Source organism: Bradyrhizobium sp. USDA 4532 (assembly GCF_024171315.1).
Taxonomy (GTDB): Bacteria; Pseudomonadota; Alphaproteobacteria; order Rhizobiales; family Xanthobacteraceae; genus Bradyrhizobium; species Bradyrhizobium australafricanum.
Genome location: NZ_JALJZN010000001.1, coordinates 1,923,202 through 1,939,459 on the forward strand (window position 1 = coordinate 1,923,202; position 16,258 = coordinate 1,939,459).

At 65.3% G+C, this 16,258-nt stretch carries 14 protein-coding genes; 8 read left to right on the plus strand and 6 right to left on the minus strand.

The window, feature by feature from the left end; genetic code table 11:
• Positions 1–39: 39 nt before the first annotated feature.
• From J2R76_RS09330 to J2R76_RS09340, 3 genes are all read right to left on the minus strand, one after another.
• Positions 40–594 (minus strand): hypothetical protein, encoded by a 555-nt coding sequence (locus tag J2R76_RS09330; RefSeq protein WP_083715152.1) that lies wholly within the window; start codon positions 592–594, stop codon positions 40–42.
• A 101-nt stretch (positions 595–695) separates the two neighbouring features.
• Positions 696–1,148: a DNA polymerase III subunit chi gene (locus J2R76_RS09335; RefSeq protein ID WP_028335176.1), complete on the minus strand. Its 453-nt coding sequence runs from the start codon at positions 1,146–1,148 to the stop codon at positions 696–698.
• Between the two features lie 15 nt (positions 1,149–1,163).
• Positions 1,164–2,666: a leucyl aminopeptidase gene (locus J2R76_RS09340; protein ID WP_076831984.1), complete on the minus strand. Its 1,503-nt coding sequence runs from the start codon at positions 2,664–2,666 to the stop codon at positions 1,164–1,166.
• A 368-nt stretch (positions 2,667–3,034) separates the two neighbouring features.
• Here J2R76_RS09340 and lptF point away from each other — a divergent pair, with 368 nt between their 5' ends.
• The 8 genes from lptF to J2R76_RS09380 all read left to right on the plus strand — a co-directional run bounded on the left by lptF (position 3,035) and on the right by J2R76_RS09380 (position 13,152).
• On the plus strand, positions 3,035–4,201 hold the full coding sequence (lptF, locus tag J2R76_RS09345; protein WP_076831981.1) for an LPS export ABC transporter permease LptF: 1,167 nt from the start codon (positions 3,035–3,037) through the stop codon (positions 4,199–4,201).
• On the plus strand, positions 4,198–5,295 hold the full coding sequence (lptG, locus tag J2R76_RS09350) for an LPS export ABC transporter permease LptG (RefSeq protein WP_028335173.1): 1,098 nt from the start codon (positions 4,198–4,200) through the stop codon (positions 5,293–5,295). The genes lptF and lptG overlap by 4 nt, the downstream gene beginning before the upstream one ends.
• Positions 5,296–5,372: 77 nt before the next feature.
• The gene (locus tag J2R76_RS09355; RefSeq protein ID WP_244558938.1) at positions 5,373–7,790 is read left to right on the plus strand and encodes an LPS-assembly protein LptD; all 2,418 of its coding nucleotides are present in this window, start codon (positions 5,373–5,375) and stop codon (positions 7,788–7,790) included.
• Between the two features lie 82 nt (positions 7,791–7,872).
• A complete protein-coding gene (locus J2R76_RS09360) occupies positions 7,873–8,820 on the plus strand; it encodes a SurA N-terminal domain-containing protein (protein ID WP_143271139.1) in 948 nt (315 codons plus the stop codon).
• Positions 8,821–8,837: 17 nt separating this feature from the next.
• Positions 8,838–9,839, plus strand: a complete 1,002-nt coding sequence (gene pdxA, locus J2R76_RS09365) for a 4-hydroxythreonine-4-phosphate dehydrogenase PdxA (RefSeq protein WP_076831975.1) — start codon at positions 8,838–8,840, stop codon at positions 9,837–9,839.
• Positions 9,840–10,694, plus strand: a complete 855-nt coding sequence (gene rsmA, locus J2R76_RS09370; RefSeq protein WP_057019884.1) for a 16S rRNA (adenine(1518)-N(6)/adenine(1519)-N(6))-dimethyltransferase RsmA — start codon at positions 9,840–9,842, stop codon at positions 10,692–10,694. It begins immediately after the preceding gene.
• A gap of 19 nt (positions 10,695–10,713) precedes the next feature.
• Positions 10,714–11,772 (plus strand): alcohol dehydrogenase, encoded by a 1,059-nt coding sequence (locus tag J2R76_RS09375; RefSeq protein WP_076831972.1) that lies wholly within the window; start codon positions 10,714–10,716, stop codon positions 11,770–11,772.
• A 273-nt stretch (positions 11,773–12,045) separates the two neighbouring features.
• Positions 12,046–13,152, plus strand: coding sequence for a hypothetical protein (locus J2R76_RS09380; RefSeq protein ID WP_253623932.1), 1,107 nt, complete (start codon positions 12,046–12,048; stop codon positions 13,150–13,152).
• Between the two features lie 59 nt (positions 13,153–13,211).
• Here the strand turns inward: J2R76_RS09380 and gmk are convergent, their stop codons facing one another.
• The 3 genes from gmk to mltG all read right to left on the minus strand — a co-directional run bounded on the left by gmk (position 13,212) and on the right by mltG (position 16,219).
• Positions 13,212–13,865 (minus strand): guanylate kinase, encoded by a 654-nt coding sequence (gene gmk, locus J2R76_RS09385; protein WP_076832200.1) that lies wholly within the window; start codon positions 13,863–13,865, stop codon positions 13,212–13,214.
• A 3-nt stretch (positions 13,866–13,868) separates the two neighbouring features.
• Positions 13,869–14,756, minus strand: a complete 888-nt coding sequence (locus J2R76_RS09390) for a YicC/YloC family endoribonuclease (protein ID WP_076831966.1) — start codon at positions 14,754–14,756, stop codon at positions 13,869–13,871.
• Positions 14,757–14,968: 212 nt separating this feature from the next.
• Positions 14,969–16,219 carry an endolytic transglycosylase MltG gene (mltG, locus tag J2R76_RS09395; RefSeq protein WP_076831963.1) on the minus strand — a complete coding sequence of 417 codons (1,251 nt, stop codon included), beginning with the start codon at positions 16,217–16,219 and terminating at the stop codon, positions 14,969–14,971.
• Positions 16,220–16,258 lie beyond the last annotated feature (39 nt).

Sequence of the window (16,258 nt, forward strand, 5' to 3'; positions counted from 1 at the left end):
CGCATGCAGGCATTGGCCTGCCGCTGCGGCGAAAACGCTCTAGCCGTGCGAGGTCTTTTTCTTCTTCGGCTTCGCCTGCTTCGGCTCGGGCACGGGATCCGGGCCGCGCTCGACGGACGACAGGCGCCCCGAGGTAAAGGTGTAGATGCCGGCGCGCGCGCCGCGCGACCAGGTCACGACCGCAACGCGCCCGCCGCCCGGAGCGCTGGACAGGTTGACGCTGTCGGGCGCGCCGATGCCGCGCACGACGTCGCATTCAGTGTGGCCGAGTGCAACGCTGCCGCCCGTTGGCTGCGGCGGTGGTGCACCGCCGGCCTGTGCGTTGGCATCGGTGGCGCCCGGCGGCGGTGCCATGCCTGGACAGCTGCCGTCGGCACTGACGAGATCGTCGTTCGTCACCGGCTTGTCCGGCGTCAGTGGCGGCGATTCGATCGAGATGTTGCGGATGAACACCCGCCCGGGACGCGAGAACCATTCCGCATCGCGCGAAAACAAGTCGGATCCGGCGCCCGAACAGCCGGCAAGTCCCGGTGCAAGCACCAGCAACGCCAGCAGCGACTTCCGACTGAATGTTCCGTCCCGCACGATCGACAAAGCTCCTACCCCTTACCTAAGGGCTTGTCCGAACATCACTTTGCGGCATGACCGTGGCCCGCCCCAAGAAACGTCGAATTATCATTAATTAGTAGCTATCGCTATTGGCGCCGCTGCCAGCGTCCCCGCTCGTCGGTCTGCCAATAGGTGACCTCGAAGCCGCGCGCCTTGCAAGCGGTCCAGCTTTCCCTGGCCGAGGCCACCGCGTCGGGGTCGTCGCCGTTGAACACGAGGACCACCCGCTCGTAGCTGTCGCAGTCGGCCGGCAGCGCCGCATTGTCGACCAGGAAGCGGACATTGGCCCGATTCGGGTTGCCCTCCTCGATCGACAGGATGATCGGCTGGTCCTGCGCGTCGGCAACGCGCGAAGTCGCGTGCGGCAGGAACGAATCGTCGCTGTAGGTCCACAGATGCGCGTCGAGCGTCTCGGCACGCTCCTGTGACGTCGATTGCACGACCACGCGCCAGCCGCGCTCGAGCGACTTCTCGAGCAGCGGCGGCAGCACGCTCTCCAGCGTCATGTTCTGCAGGTGGTAGAACAGAACCTCGGTCATGCGCCGGCCGACACTCTATTTCCTGGCTTCATAATAGTCGGAGACCAGCCGCTCGAGCAGCCGGACTCCATAACCCGAACCCCAGCTCTGATTGATCTCGGTCTTCGGCGCGCCCATCGCGGTGCCGGCGATGTCGAGATGCGCCCACGGCGTGCCGTCGACGAAACGCTGCAGGAATTGCGCTGCCGTGATCGAGCCGCCGTTGCGCCCGCCGGTGTTCTTCATGTCGGCAAATTGCGAATCGATCTGCTTGTCGTATTCGGGACCGAGCGGCATGCGCCACACCTTCTCGCCGGTCTCGAGCCCGACCTTGGCCAGCCGCTCGGCGAGTTCGTCATTGTTGGAGAACATGCCGGCGTGATCGGTGCCGAGCGCGACCATGATCGCGCCGGTCAGCGTGGCCAGATCGACCATGAATTTCGGCTTGAACTTCTTGGCGACGTACCAGAGCACGTCGGCGAGCACGAGGCGTCCCTCGGCGTCGGTGTTGATGATTTCGATGGTCTGGCCGGACATTGAGGTGACGATGTCTCCCGGACGCTGCGCATTGCCGTCGGGCATGTTCTCGACAAGGCCGATGGCACCGACCGCATTGACGCGGGCCTTGCGCGCCGCCAGCGCGTGCATCAGCCCGACCACGCAGGCCGCACCGCCCATGTCGCCCTTCATATCCTCCATGCCGCCGGCCGACTTGATGGAGATACCGCCGGTGTCGAAGCAAACGCCCTTGCCGACGAACGCGACCGGCGCCTCGCTCTTCTTGCCGCCGTTCCAGCGCATGATCACGGTGCGGCCGGGTCGCGCCGATCCCTGCGCGACGCCGAGCAGCGCGCCCATGCCGAGCTTGGTCATCGCCTTGACGTCGAGCACCTCGACGCTGACGCCGAGTTTGCGGAGCTGGCTGGCGCGGCGTGCGAATTCCTCGGGATACAGCACGTTCGGCGGCTCGTTGACGAGCTCACGCGCCAAATACACACCGTCGACGACGGACGCTTCAGGCGCGTAGGCCTTCCTGGCGGCGGCAACATCGTCGACGGCGATCGAGACGTCGGCCCGCAGGGCGCCGTCCTCGCCGTCCTTCTTCTTGGTCTTGTAGCGGTCGAACTTGTAGGCGCGCAGACGGATGCCGGTGGCGATCGCGGCGGCCTGGCCGGCGGCCATCGCGGCTTCGGGCAGTTCCGCGACCACGGTCATCGAACCGCTGCCGGCATTGAGCTTGCCGGCCGCCACGCCGCCAAACTTGAGAAAATCCTTCTCCTTGAGGTCGGCCGCCTTGCCGGTGCCGATCACGATCAGCCGCTCGACCTTGATTCCCTCCGGCGCCAGGATGTCGAGGACCGCCCCGCTCTTGCCCTTGAACTGGTTGGCGGCCGCGGCCCGCTTGACCGTCTCGGCGGCAGCTCCCAGCGCCTTCCGGGCGGCGGCTCCCAGCTTCAATTGGTCGTCGCAAAAGACCACCAGAATACCGCGAGCGGACGCGGAGATCGGAACAAAGCCGACCTTGACGGCGTCGGACATAGGAAAATCCTCCAGAACTCAGGGTGTTGCTCGGACCTGAGGCGGTCCTTCCGGCACGCGGGGTGAGCATTGCATGGCGGTCCGAAACCAGCCCGGACCGGGCTTGTCATACACTATGACCTGCCGGCTGCGCCGCTGCCAAGCGCCGGAGTGGCCGGAAGGCCACAAAAGCGATTAATTAACCATAAATTAAGCGTGCCTTGGCCCGGCCATTTTGTTGACGGATCAAAGGGATGGTAGTGAGAGAGTGACTAGAGAGTGAGCCGGACGGGTCCGCGGCTCGACCATAGGGGAACCCGGGTTGACGGGGATGGTCGAAGCCGTGCGTTTGGTTGCGTGCAGGGGGCCTTGGGGGTCGTGCGGTAGCGATGGGGTCGATCGACAAGTACATCTTTAAAACGACGCTGGCGTCGTTTGCGCTTGTCCTGGTCAGCCTCACCGGCGTGATCTGGATTACGCAAGCGCTGCGCGGCATCGACCTGATGACCAGCCAGGGTCAGACCATCCTCACCTTCCTTGGCATCACCGGTCTCGTGATTCCCGCCCTGGTGCTGATCATCGCCCCGATCGCGCTGATGATCGCGATCTCCCACACCCTGAACAAGCTCGCCACCGATTCCGAAATCATAGTCATGAACGCGGCGGGCTTCTCGCCGATCCGGCTGTTCCGGCCGTTCTTCCTTGCCACCTGCGTGGTGGCGGCGCTGGTCGCCTTCATCGGCGCCTATCTCGCCCCCGACGGCATGCGCCGAATCAAGCAGTGGGACGCCGAGATCACCGCCGACGTGCTGACCAACATCCTGCAGCCCGGCCGCTTCGCCCAGCTCGACCAGAACTTGACGATCCGGATCCGCGAGCGCCTGCCCGGCGGCGTGCTCGGCGGCGTCTTCGTCGACGATCGCCGCGATCCGCAGGAGCGCGTCACCATCATCGCCGACCACGGCACCGTGCAGAAGACCGACCGAGGCTCGTACCTCGTGCTCTATGACGGCAATCTGCAACGGTTCGAGGTTGGCAAGCGTGATCCGGCGCTGGTCGCGTTCGCCCGTTACGCCTTTGACATGTCGAAATTCTCGCAGGGCCGCGACGTCACGCTCGGGATTCGCGAGCGCTATCTCTGGGAGCTGATGTGGCCGGACGAGGAAGACAAGACCTATCAGCAGCTGTCGGGCCAGTTCTTCGCGGAGCTGCATGATCGCTTCATGGCGCCGATCTATCCATTTGCGTTCGCTGCCCTCACCTTCGCCTTCCTCGGCGCGCCGCGCACCACGCGCCAGAGCCGCAATTTCTCGATCGGCGGCTCGGTATTCGCGGTGTTCGGCCTGCGCATGGTCGGGTTCGCCTGCTCTGTCATGGCGGTGAAGACGCCGCTCGCGGCGCTGGTGCAGTATCTGATGCTGTTCGGCGGCATCGGCGTCGGCGTCTGGATGATCGTCGGCGGCGTGGTCGTCGAACCGCCGCCGCGGCTGATGGAAGCGATCAACAGGAACAACGAGCGCATTGCGCGCCTCTTCCGGAGGCCGGCAACCGCATGAGCATGGTCACAAACACGCTCGGGCGTTATTTCGCCGGCCGCTTCGTGGTCGCGGCGGTGGGCGTGTTCGCGGGCATCTTCGTGCTGCTCGTGCTGGTCGACTACATCGAGATGGTGCGCAAGACGTCGGGCCTCGTCTCGGCCTCCGCGATCACGGTCGCGGAAACTTCGCTATTCCGGGTGCCGCAGCTGCTCGAGAAGCTGATGCCGTTCTGCGTGCTGATCGGCGCCATGACCTGCTACCTCGCCTTGTCGCGTCGGCTGGAGCTCGTCGTGGCCCGCGCCGCCGGCGTCTCGGCCTGGCAATTCATCTCGCCGGCGCTGGCCAGTGCGATCATGCTCGGCATCTTCGCGACCACCGCCTACAATCCAGTATCGGCCAATCTGCGCGAGCTGTCCAAACGGATGGAAGCCGAGCTGTTCGGCTCGGCGCCCGGCGGCGGCATTCAGGACGCGTCCGGCTTCTGGCTAAACCAGATCAACGACGAGGGTCAGGCGATAATCAATGCGGCCCGCAGCGAGCAGCAGGGCGTCCGGCTGACCGGCCTCACCGTGTTTCGATTCGATACGGCGCTCCAGTTCAAGGAGCGAATCGAAGCGCGCGAAGCGGCGCTCGAAGACGGCCGTTGGGTGTTCAAGGGCGTGCGCCGATTCACCCTCGATAAGCCTCCGGTGGATCAGGACACCTTCTACCTGACCACCACCCTTACCCCGGCACAGGTGCGCAACAGTTTCTCCACCCCGGAAACTGTGTCCTTTTGGCAACTGCCGAACTACATCCGTTCGTCGGAGAGCTCAGGGTTCGCGACGGCTGGCTATCGCTTGCAGTATCACAAGCTCATCGCACAGCCGTTTTTGCTGGCTGCGATGGTGATGTTGGCGGCTTCTGTGAGCCTCCGCTTCTTTCGGATGGGCGGCGTGCAGAAGATGGTTTTGAGTGGCGTGGGCGCAGGCTTTCTGCTCTACGTGCTGTCGAAAGTAACTGAAGATTTGAGCAAGGCTGAGTTGATGCATCCCATCGCTGCGGCGTGGTTGCCTGTCGTTGTGGGCAGCCTCACCGGTTTCTTAGCCTTGCTGTACCAGGAGGACGGGTAGTGGCTATCGTCGCCGCCCGCCAGTTGAGGTCGCCTGCTCTCGGGCGGCGCAGTGTCCTGCGCCGTCAACGGAGCCGCATGGCCGCGTTTGGCGTTTCGATCTCAGCTCTCCTCGCCGCGTTCGTCGTGGTCAGCGCGCTCGATGTTGTCGCGTCGACGCCGGCTGCCGCGCAGGCCTTCACCTACAATCCGCGTCCGCCGAAGCCGCCCCGCCCGCCGGCCAAGAATGACGGGCAGATGCTGGTTCAGGCGACCGAGGTCGATTACGACTACAACAACCAGCGCGTCTCGGCCGTCGGCAACGTCCAGATGTTCTACAACGGCACCAGCGTCGAGGCCGACAAGGTCATCTACGATCAGAAGACCAAGCGTCTTCATGCCGAAGGCAACATCCGCATGACCGATGCGGAAGGCAAGATCACCTACGCCAACATCCTTGATCTCAGCGACGACTACCGCGACGGGTTCGTCGATTCGCTGCGCGTCGACACCGAAGACCAGACCCGCATGGCGGCGACCCGCGCCGATCGGTCCAGCGGCAATTACACGGTGTTCGACAACGGCGTTTATACCGCCTGCGCGCCCTGTAAGGATGATCCGAAGAAGCCGCCGCTCTGGCAGGTCAAGGGCGCGCGCATCATCCATAACCAGACCGAGAAGATGCTCTATTTCGAGAACGCCCAGCTCGAATTCTTCGGCGTTCCGATGGCGTATCTGCCCTATTTCTCGACGCCCGATCCGACCGTGAAGCGCAAGAGCGGCTTCCTGATGCCGGGCTTCACCACGTATTCGGCGTTCGGCGTCGGCGTCGAAATCCCCTATTACTTCGCGCTCGCGCCGGACTTCGACGCGACGTTCAATCCGCGCATCACCTCGAAGCAGGGCGTGCTGTTCCAGGGCGAATTCCGTCAGCGCCTGTCGAACGGCGCCTATCAGATCCGGCTCTACGGCATCGACCAGCTTGATCAAGGCGCCTTCGCCGGCCAGCCCGGTGACCGCCAGTTCCGCGGCGGCATCGAGACCAAGGGTCAGTTCGCGCTGAACGACAAATGGACCTGGGGCTGGGACGGCGTGCTGCTGTCCGACTACTACTTCATGTCCGATTACCGGCTGGCCCAGTACAAGGATCCGTTCGGATCGTTCCTGTCGCTGCCGACCGAGGCGATCTCGCAGCTCTATCTGACCGGCGTCGGCAACCGCAGCTTCTTCGACGCACGCGCGATCTATTATCTCAGCTACTCCGGCAACCAGAACCAGGTTCCGGTGGTCGCGCCTGTCATCGACTACAACAACGTGATCAACAGCCCGATCTTTGGTGGCGAGTTCAGCTACAAGGTGAACTTCACCAACCTGACCCGCGAAACCGCGGTGTTCGACCCGATCACGACGACGGCCAACACCAACGGCCTGTGCCTGACCACATCCGCGGACCCGATGGCGCGCACGCCGTCGCAGTGCCTGCTGCGCGGCGTGCCCGGCACCTACACAAGGCTGACCGCCGAGGCGCAGTGGCGTAAATCCTATACCGACCCGCTCGGCCAGATCTGGACGCCGTTCGTCGGTGTCCGCGCCGATGCCATCAACGCCGACATCTCGAACCAGCCGGGCGTTTCCAACTTCCTGCCGGTCGGCGACACCCAGACGGTCCGCCTGATGCCGACCGTCGGCTTCGAATACCGCTACCCCTTCATCAACGTGCAGCCGTGGGGCACGACGACCATCGAGCCGATTGCGCAGGTCATCATCCGGCCCGACGAACCCAGCGCCGGCAAGCTTCCGAACGAGGACGCGCAGAGCCTGGTGTTCGATACCTCGAACCTGTTCGCGATCGACAAGTTCTCCGGCTACGACCGCGTCGAAGGCGGCAGCCGCGCCAATGTCGGCGTGCAGGCCACCACGCAGTTCGATCGCGGCGGCAGCGTCAAGGCGATGTTCGGACAGTCCTACCAGATGTTCGGGTTGAACTCGTTCGCAGTCGCGGACGTCACCAACACCGGCATCGATTCCGGCCTGCAGAATCCGCGCTCGGACTATGTCGCGAGCCTCGCCTACTCGCCCAACCGCACCTACACGTTCAGCGTCCGCTCGCGGATGGACGAGGCGACCTGGAACATCAACCGGTTCGAGGCCCAGGCCAGCGCGAACTTCGACCGCTGGTCGGTCAGCCTGATGTACGGCGACTATGCCGCGCAGCCGGAGCTTGGCTATTTGACGCGCCGCGAAGGCATCCTCGCCAGCGGATCGATCAAGGTGGCGGCGAACTGGGTGGTTCAGGGCGCGGCGCGCTGGGACCTTGAAGCGAACAAAATCAACCAGTACGCGTTCGGCGCGGGCTATGTGGACGACTGCTTCGTGCTGGCCGCCAACTATGTCACGTCCTATACCTATCAGGCCGGCTCGACGCCGCCCGTCCTCAGCCACGCGTTCATGTTCCAGATCGGGCTGCGGACGATCGCGCAGACCTCCACGTCCAGCAGTTCGGCTGGCATGCAGTAGCGAGCGGTCTGGCGGGGTGCTTGGATTGCCTGCGGGCCTGTGGCTCCGGCTTGAATTGGTTTAAACGGCTGACATGACGATAATGACGACCGGTAGCCTGCCAACGCGCCGCCATCAGCTAGTGTTGAGTTCCCTGCTGGCTCTTTTCCTCCTGCTCGGAGGCGGTGCGCGACTGCATGCCCAGACCATCGCCGTGATGGTCAATGGCGAGCCCATCACCAATTACGACATCGAGCAGCGCGCCAAGCTGAACGCCCTGACCGGCGGCAAGACGCCTGATCGGAAGACCGTCCTCGACGAGCTGATCGATGAGAAGCTGAAGATCAAGGAAGCCAAGAAATTCGGCGTCGATCCCTCCGCCGGCGATATCGACCAGTCCTTCGGCGGCATGGCGCAGCGGATGCGGCTTTCCGGCGACCAGCTCACCAAGGTGCTCGAGGGCAAGGGCATCCGCCCGGATACGCTGAAGCAACGCATCAGGGCCGACATGGTCTGGACCAGCCTGGTCCGCGGCCGCTTCAAGGAAAGCCTGCAGGTTGGCGAAAAGGACGTGGCCAACGCGGTCAAGGAGGCCGGAGGCGCGGCTGAGGCCGAGGCATTCGAATACAGGATGCAGCCGGTCGTTCTGATCGTGCCCCGCGGCGCGCCGCAGTCGGAGTTCGAGGGACGCCGCAAGGAAGCGGACAGCCTGCGCGAGCGCGTCACCAGTTGCGAGGAAGCCAACACCTTCTTCAAGTCGATGCGCAACGCCGCGATCCGCGAGATCGTCGTGAAGACCTCGGCCGACCTGCCGCAGTCGCTGCGCGACATCCTGGACAAGACCCCGGTCGGCCACCTCACCCCTCCCGAGGTCACCAAGCAGGGAGTTGAAATGGTCGCCCTCTGCGGCAGGAAGGCAACCACCGTCGACACGCCGAAGAAGCGTGAGATGCGCGACAAGATGTACGTGCAGAAGTACGAGGCGAAGTCGAAGGCCTACCTGCAGGAAGTCCGAAAAGCCGCGATGATCGAATATCCAGGCGGGCGATGATCGACTATCGTTGACGCATGGCTCAACCTCTCGCACTTACATCCGGCGAGCCTGCAGGCATCGGCCCCGACATCACGCTCGCCGCATGGCTGCGCCGCCGCGAACTCGATCTCCCGCCGTTCTATCTGCTGGGCGACCGCGCCGCGCTTGCCGAACGCGCCAAGACGCTCGGGCTTGCCGTCGAGTTGGCCGAGGTCAGCGCCGCGGAGGCATCCACGACGTTCGCACGCGCCCTTCCCGTGGTTGCGACCGGCAAGACGGTGACGGCGCGACCGGGCCAGCCCGACGGCACGAGTGCCGATGCGGCGCTGGCATCGATCCGGCAGGCCGTCGCCGATGTCGCCGCCGGCAAGGCCAGCGCCGTCGTCACCAATCCAATCGCCAAGAACGTGCTGTACCGCGCCGGCTTCCGACATCCCGGCCATACAGAGTTCTTGGCCGAGCTTGCCGCAAACGGCGGGCGCGCGCCGCAGCCGGTGATGATGCTGTGGTCGCCGGCGCTCGCCGTCGTCCCGGTGACGATCCATGTGTCGGTCCGCGAGGCGCTGGCGCAATTGACGACCGACCTGATCGTGTCGACCGCGCGGATCGTGGTCGCGGACATGAAGGCGCGGTTCAGCCTCGCGGCGCCGCGGCTCGCCATTGCCGGCCTCAATCCGCATGCCGGCGAAGACGGCACGCTCGGCATGGAAGACGTCGAGATCGTCGCGCCCGCGGTCGAGATCCTGCGCCGCGACGGCATTGCCGTCCGGGGCCCGCTGCCGGCCGACACCATGTTCCACGCAGCCGCGCGCAAGACCTACGACTGCGCGATCTGCATGTATCACGACCAGGCGCTGATCCCGATCAAGACCGTCGCGTTCGAGGACGCCGTCAACGTCACGCTGGGGCTGCCCTTCATCCGGACCTCGCCCGATCACGGCACCGCATTCGATATCGCCGGCACCGGCAAGGCCAATCCGTCGAGCCTGATCGCCGCCCTCCGGCTCGCCGCGCGCATGGCCGCGGCATCAAGCTAAGTGAGCACGATCGACGATCTGCCGCCGCTGCGCGACGTCATTCGCGAGCATTCGCTGTCGGCGCGCAAATCGCTCGGCCAGAATTTTCTGCTCGATCTCAACCTCACCGCGCGCATTGCCCGCGCCGCGGGCCCGCTGGAAGACTCCACCGTGATCGAGGTCGGCCCCGGTCCCGGCGGCTTGACGCGCGCGCTGCTTGCGCTGGGTGCCAAGCGCGTGATCGCCATCGAGCGCGACGAGCGGGCGCTGGCTGCGCTCGACTATATCGCCAAGCGCTATCCCGGCCGCATCGAGATCGTGCATGGCGACGCGCAGCGCTTTGACCCGCGTCCCTTGCTCGATGGCGCCAAGGCCAAGATCGTCGCCAACCTGCCCTACAACATCGCGACCCAGCTGCTGGTCGACTGGCTGTCGATCGAGCCGTGGCCGCCCTGGTACGACATGATGGTCCTGATGTTCCAGCGCGAGGTCGCCGAGCGCATCGTCGCCCATGAGGACGAGGAGGCGTATGGCCGGCTCGCGGTGCTCGCCAACTGGCGCGCCGAGACCAAGATCCTGTTTGACATCTCGCCCGCGGCCTTCGTGCCGCAACCGAAGGTCACGTCCTCGGTGGTACGATTGATACCGCGCGCCGCGCCCGAGCCGTGCGACCGCCGCATGCTCGAGCAGGTCGCAGCCGCCGCCTTCGGCCAGCGCCGCAAGATGCTGCGCCAGAGTTTGAAATCGCTGTCGGTCGATCCGGCGCGGCTTGCTGCCGCAGCCGATATCGACGCGACACGGCGCGCCGAAACCATTCCGGTCGCGGGCTTTGTTGCCATGGCCCGGGAATTGGCCGATATACGGGCCACAAAATAGAACAACAGGAGAAAACGTAATGGCGCGTATGGTTCGCCAATCCCTCGTCAAATTCGATGCACCGCTGTGCGAAACCATCGTCGACACGCCGAAGCCCCAGGGACGCGAAGTGCTGGTGCGCATCGAGCGCTGCGGCCTGTGCCATTCCGATCTCCACATCCAGGACGGCTACGCCGATCTCGGCGGCGGCAAGAAGCTCGACACCACCCGCGGCGTGACCCTGCCCTTCACGCTCGGCCATGAGATCGCGGGCGTGGTCGACGAGGTCGGCCCCGATGCGCCGAAGGATCTGATCGGGACGAAGAAGGCCGTCTTCCCCTGGATCGGCTGCGGCCAGTGCCGCGACTGCCTCGCCGGCGACGAGAACCTCTGCGTCAAGCAGCGCTTCCTCGGCGTCTCGATCGACGGCGGCTTCGCCACCCACGTGCTGGTGCCCGACGCAAAATACCTGCTCGATTACGATCCGCTGCCGGTCAACCAGGCCGCCACCCTGATGTGCTCCGGTGTCACCGCCTATGGCGCGCTGAAGCGCCTGGTCGATCGTCCGCGCCAACGCAATTTGCTGCTGATCGGCCTTGGCGGCGTCGGCATGATGGGCCTGTCATTCGCGCAGGCGATGTTCAAGCAGCCGATCACGGTTGCCGATCTCAGCCCCGCGGCGCGCGAGACCGCGCTGAAAAACGGAGCGGCGGCCGCCTATGACCCGGCAGAGCCCGATGTCGTCAAGCGCATGCTGAAGGAGAGCGACGGCGGCTTCGACGGCGTCGTCGACTTTGCCGGCAACGAGAAGTCGATGGCGTTTGCGGTGTCGACGGTCGCGCGCGGCGGCAAGATCGTGGTGTCCGGCCTGATGGGCGGCCAGTTCACGCTGCCGATGGTGCAGTGGGTGTACAAGCGCATGACCATCGAAGGCTTCATGGTCGGCACGCTGGCCGAAGGTCAGGAATTGATGGCGCTCGCCCGCGCTGGCAAGATCAAGCCGACGCCGATGAAGGAAGAGCCGATGGCCGACGTCCAGAAATGGATCGACGAGCTGCGCGCCGGCAAGGTCGTCGGACGCATCGTCCTGAAGAACTAGAGCATGATCCGGAAGAGCGTGACGCGGTTTTCCGAAAGATCACGCTGAGACATGACGTCCCGCCGGTGCTGCTACCGCCGGCGGGACGCGGCCGCTCCGATGGAACCTGACGGTCGAACCAAGTCCGCGGCCTCGGGCTCGCCGCAATTGCGGCACGCCGCGAGCCCCAATTAAGCCCCACCCGTTCCGGATTTGCGGCGCATTGCGACCCAACTCTTTGCCGAGATTGGGATCTCCAGCGTTTGCGTTAAAAAAGAGATACCGGGGACGCGTATGTCAAATCGTTCAGCGAAATTCGCTGCGGCGCTTGCCGCCAGCATCCTGGCCGGCGCCAGTTGCAGCGCCATGGCCCAGACCGCCGCCAATACGGCCAATAGCACCAACAACACGGCGGACACCTGCCTGGCCGCGCCCAAGGGAACCGCGCCTGCGGGAAGCCACTGGTTCTACCATCTCGATCGCAGCAAGAAGAAGTGCTGGTATCTCGGCGAGGCCAAGAACGAGGCCAAGAACAAGGCCGCCAAGACGGCGACGACGAGCACGCAGCAGCCGCCAGCGGCAGCGGCGCCCGATACCACAACGGCCGACGCGACGCCGCCACAGAGCCAGCCGACGCCGCAGAGCCAGCCCGCGCCGCAGCAGCCGGCGATGCGCAGATCAGTCGCCGATGCCCATGCCGAATGGCCCTCGCCCCAGGTCGCAGCCGTACCTGCGCCAAGCGCCGACGCCGGCCAGGCCGGCGGAACGGCAGCGACGCTCGACCCGGCAGCCACGCCCACCGGTACCAACGCGCAGCCGTCCGACGTGAACGCCAGATGGCTGGATGCATCGAGCATGGCCGGAACCAACGGAACCAGACGCGCCGCAGACCAGCCGACCGCGGTTGCGCAGGCAGACACGACGCCGCAACCGGCGGCCGCGCCGGCGCCTGCCGCCCCCGCCACGGCCGAAGCGTCCGTGGAGAAGTCACCGTCGTCGACGCAGATGCTGCTGATCGTGATGGTTGGAGCCCTGGCGCTGGCCGGCCTGGTCAGCACGCTGGTTTTCCGGCTGACCCGCACGCGTACGCCGCCTTACGAGACCGAGGATGAGTGGCAGGCGCCGTGGGATTCGCTGCACACCGAGCCGGCGCCCCCGATGGCAGTTGTCAGCCGGGATCGTCCGCTGCGGCTGTCCGAGGCTGCGCCGCGCCGCGCCGAGACGCCCGTTCCGCGCCGTGCGGAGACGCCCGCTCCACGTCGCGCGGAGACGCCCGCTCCACGCCGCGCCGAGAAGCCTGCTCCACGTCGCGAGACTACGCGTGATCGGGATCAAAGGGAGCAGGACAACAAGCAGATCGCCGCGATGCTACAGCGGCTTGCGCGCAGCGCGACGAACTAAGGTCCGCTTAGGAAAAAATGCAAACGGACGTGATGCGCTCGCATCACGTCCGCAACGCGCTACTTCTCGAGCTGACGCTGCAGGCCGCGCACGAATTCGGTAAGGCCGGTGCGGCGCTCGCGCTTGAGGCGCTCGGCCTTCAGGATCGACTGCACCTCGGCAAAGGCATCGTCGACGTTGTGGTTGACGACGATGTAGTCGTATTCCGCCCAATGGCTCAGCTCATGACTGGCGCGGCTCATCCGTCCGCGGATGACCTCTTCCGAATCCTGCGCCCGGGTATGCAGCCGCCTCTCGAGATCGGCGGCCGACGGCGGCAGGATGAACACCCGCACCACATCGGCGCTGGCTTTCTGGTGGAGCTGTTGCGTGCCCTGCCAGTCGATATCGAACAGAACATCCTGCCCCACCGCTAGGGCGGCCTCGACCGGCGCACTCGGCGTGCCGTAGCGGTTGTCGAATACGGTGGCCCATTCGAGCAGTTCACCCTGCTCGACCATCTTCTCGAATTTCTTCTTGTCGACGAAGAAATAGTCGCGGCCCTCGACCTCGCCCGGCCGCATCGGCCGCGTGGTCGCCGACACCGACATCTTCAGGCCCGGCTCGCGCTCCAGCAGCATGCGCGACAGCGTCGTCTTGCCGGCGCCCGACGGCGACGACAGGACGAACATCAGTCCGCGCCGCTCAACGCCGTCAAAACCCTGCGCCGTCATCATTCACTCCAGATTCTGGACCTGTTCGCGGAACTGCTCGACCACGTTCTTCATTTCAAGCCCGGTGTTGGTCAGCTCGACGTCGTTCGACTTCGAGCAGCAGGTGTTCACCTCGCGATTGAATTCCTGGGCGAGGAAGTCGAGCCGGCGCCCGACCGGACCGCCCTTGCCGATCATCTCGCGCGCCTGGGCGATGTGCGAGGCGATGCGGTCGAGTTCCTCGCGGATGTCGGCCTTGGTGGCGATCAGGATCGCCTCCTGGTTCAGGCGGTCGGCATCGAAGCGGTCGGACGTCTCGAGCAGGGCCGCGATCTGCTCGGCCAGCCGCGCCTTGATCGCCTCGGGCTTGCGGCCGGGAGCGGTCTCGGCGCGCCTGGCGAGCCGCTCGACCTCGTCCATCCGCTGCATCAGGATCTGCCCCAGCGCATCGCCCTCGCGGCGGCGCATCTCGACAAGGCTGCCGAGCGCCTGCTCGAAGGCCATCGCCGCCGCCTCGCGCGCCGCCTTGTCCTCGTCCTCGTTGCTCTCGGGCTCGACCACCTCGATGACGCCCTTGATGCCGAGCAGTCCGTCGATGCTCGGCGCCACCGCGTCGATCCGCTGCGCGAGCGTGCCGGCGACCTTCACCACGGCGGCGAGCACGTCATCATTGATCCGGATCGTCTGCGCCGCGTCGGTGCGCTTGACGCTGAGATTGGCGTAGACCGTGCCGCGCGACAGCAGCTCGCCGGCCCGCTTCTTGGCAAGCGCTTCCAGTTCGTCCCAGCCCGGCGGAAGCCGCAACCGCAGGTCAAAGCCCTTGGCATTGACCGATTTCAGCTCCCACTCGAACGTATAGGGACCGCTTGCGCCATGGCTTCGGGCAAAGCCAGTCATGCTCGACAGCGCCATCGCGTGAACTCTCCAACAGAAGGATATGGGACTCACCCGGAGCCTGCGAGACTCGTGGGGAGCCGGTGCGACCTTAAAACGGATTCCGTGAAAGTGGAATTACGTTCCACCACCGGAAAATGCAGAGCTACAGCATGATCCGGAAAAGTGTATGGCGGTTTTCCGAAAGATCATGCTCAAACAAGAAGCTAAAGCGCGATGACGATCGCGCTTTAGCGCTGCACCACCGGCGGCGAATTGGTCTGTTGGGCTGCGCCCTGCCGACCGCGCGGCGGCTTCTTTTGATTGGTGGGCTTCGGCGTCGTCGCCGTGGGATTGGTGTCGGCGCCGGGCGTCGCGGCGGCGGGCGCCGGATCATCCGCGGGCTCGACGGTGTCGTTCTGGATTTGCTTTTCCGACGCGCGCAGCTTGGCGACGTTCTTCGCGTGCTGGTCGTAGGTTTCGGTGAAGGCGTGGCCGCCGGTTCCGTCAGCGACGAAGAACAGGTCGCGGGTGCGCGCCGGATTGGCGGTCGCCTCCAGCGAGGCGCGGCCGGGATTGGCGATCGGTCCGGGCGGCAGGCCGTCGATCACATAGGTGTTGTAGGGCGACGGCTGCGTGATTTCGCTGCGCTTGATCGGACGGCCCAGCGTTCCCTTGCCGCCCACCAGTCCGTAGATGATGGTCGGATCGGACTGCAGCTTCATCCGCTGGCGCAGGCGGTTCACGAACACGGCGGCGACGCGGCTGCGCTCGTCGGCGCGGCCGGTTTCCTTCTCGACGATCGAGGCCAGCGTGACCAGCTGGTCCGGCGATTTCAGCGGCGTGTCGGTGTTGCGGCGTTCCCAGATTTCGGCGAGCACGCGCTTCTGCGCCTGCTGCAGGCGCTGGATCACCTGGTCGCGCGTGGTGCCGCGCGGGAATTTGTAGGTCTCCGGCAGCAGCGTGCCCTCGCGCGGGATCTCGCGCACCGAGCCGGTGAAGATGTCGTTGTCGGAGAGCCGCGTCACGATCTGCTCGGAAGTCAGGCCTTCCGGTATCGTGATGGCGTGCTGCACCACCTTGCCGTCGACGATGGTGGCGATGACGTCGCGCAGGCTGGCGTTCTTCTGGAACGAATATTCGCCTGGCTTGAGATCGGAGCTTGCCTTCAGCGCGAACACGCCACCGATGAAGACCCACGGATTGACGTTGATCACGCCCTCACGCGAGAGCACGTCGGCAATGTCACGCTTGCCGGCGCGCGCCGGGATGTTGACGATCTTGTCTTCCTGCAGCGGTCCCGGCGATTCCAGCGCCTGCTTGCCGTAGTAATACGTCGCGCCGGCGCCGATCATCAGGATGATCAGGATGGTGAAGATGGCATTGCCGACGATCACGAAGGGATTGCGGGCGCGATCCGAGCGCTTGGGCGGCGGCGGAAGCTGTTCGGGCTCCAGCGCGGCGCGTGGACTCCTCGGTGAAATGGGCGGCCTCTCACTCATCGATGCAAACCAATATCCTGCCGGTTGAATCGTGGCCGG

Excerpts from the sequence above, each read along its gene's own strand:
- J2R76_RS09335 (WP_028335176.1), bottom strand. The coding sequence starts at position 1,148 with ATGACCGAGGTTCTGTTCTACCACCTGCAGAACATGACGCTGGAGAGC.
- J2R76_RS09340 (WP_076831984.1), bottom strand. The coding sequence starts at position 2,666 with ATGTCCGACGCCGTCAAGGTCGGCTTTGTTCCGATCTCCGCGTCCGCT.
- lptF (WP_076831981.1), top strand. The coding sequence starts at position 3,035 with ATGGGGTCGATCGACAAGTACATCTTTAAAACGACGCTGGCGTCGTTT.
- lptG (WP_028335173.1), top strand. The coding sequence starts at position 4,198 with ATGAGCATGGTCACAAACACGCTCGGGCGTTATTTCGCCGGCCGCTTC.
- J2R76_RS09355 (WP_244558938.1), top strand. The coding sequence starts at position 5,373 with ATGGCCGCGTTTGGCGTTTCGATCTCAGCTCTCCTCGCCGCGTTCGTC.
- J2R76_RS09360 (WP_143271139.1), top strand. The coding sequence starts at position 7,873 with ATGACGACCGGTAGCCTGCCAACGCGCCGCCATCAGCTAGTGTTGAGT.
- pdxA (WP_076831975.1), top strand. The coding sequence starts at position 8,838 with ATGGCTCAACCTCTCGCACTTACATCCGGCGAGCCTGCAGGCATCGGC.
- J2R76_RS09375 (WP_076831972.1), top strand. The coding sequence starts at position 10,714 with ATGGCGCGTATGGTTCGCCAATCCCTCGTCAAATTCGATGCACCGCTG.
- J2R76_RS09380 (WP_253623932.1), top strand. The coding sequence starts at position 12,046 with ATGTCAAATCGTTCAGCGAAATTCGCTGCGGCGCTTGCCGCCAGCATC.
- gmk (WP_076832200.1), bottom strand. The coding sequence starts at position 13,865 with ATGACGGCGCAGGGTTTTGACGGCGTTGAGCGGCGCGGACTGATGTTC.
- J2R76_RS09390 (WP_076831966.1), bottom strand. The coding sequence starts at position 14,756 with ATGGCGCTGTCGAGCATGACTGGCTTTGCCCGAAGCCATGGCGCAAGC.
- mltG (WP_076831963.1), bottom strand. The coding sequence starts at position 16,219 with ATGAGTGAGAGGCCGCCCATTTCACCGAGGAGTCCACGCGCCGCGCTG.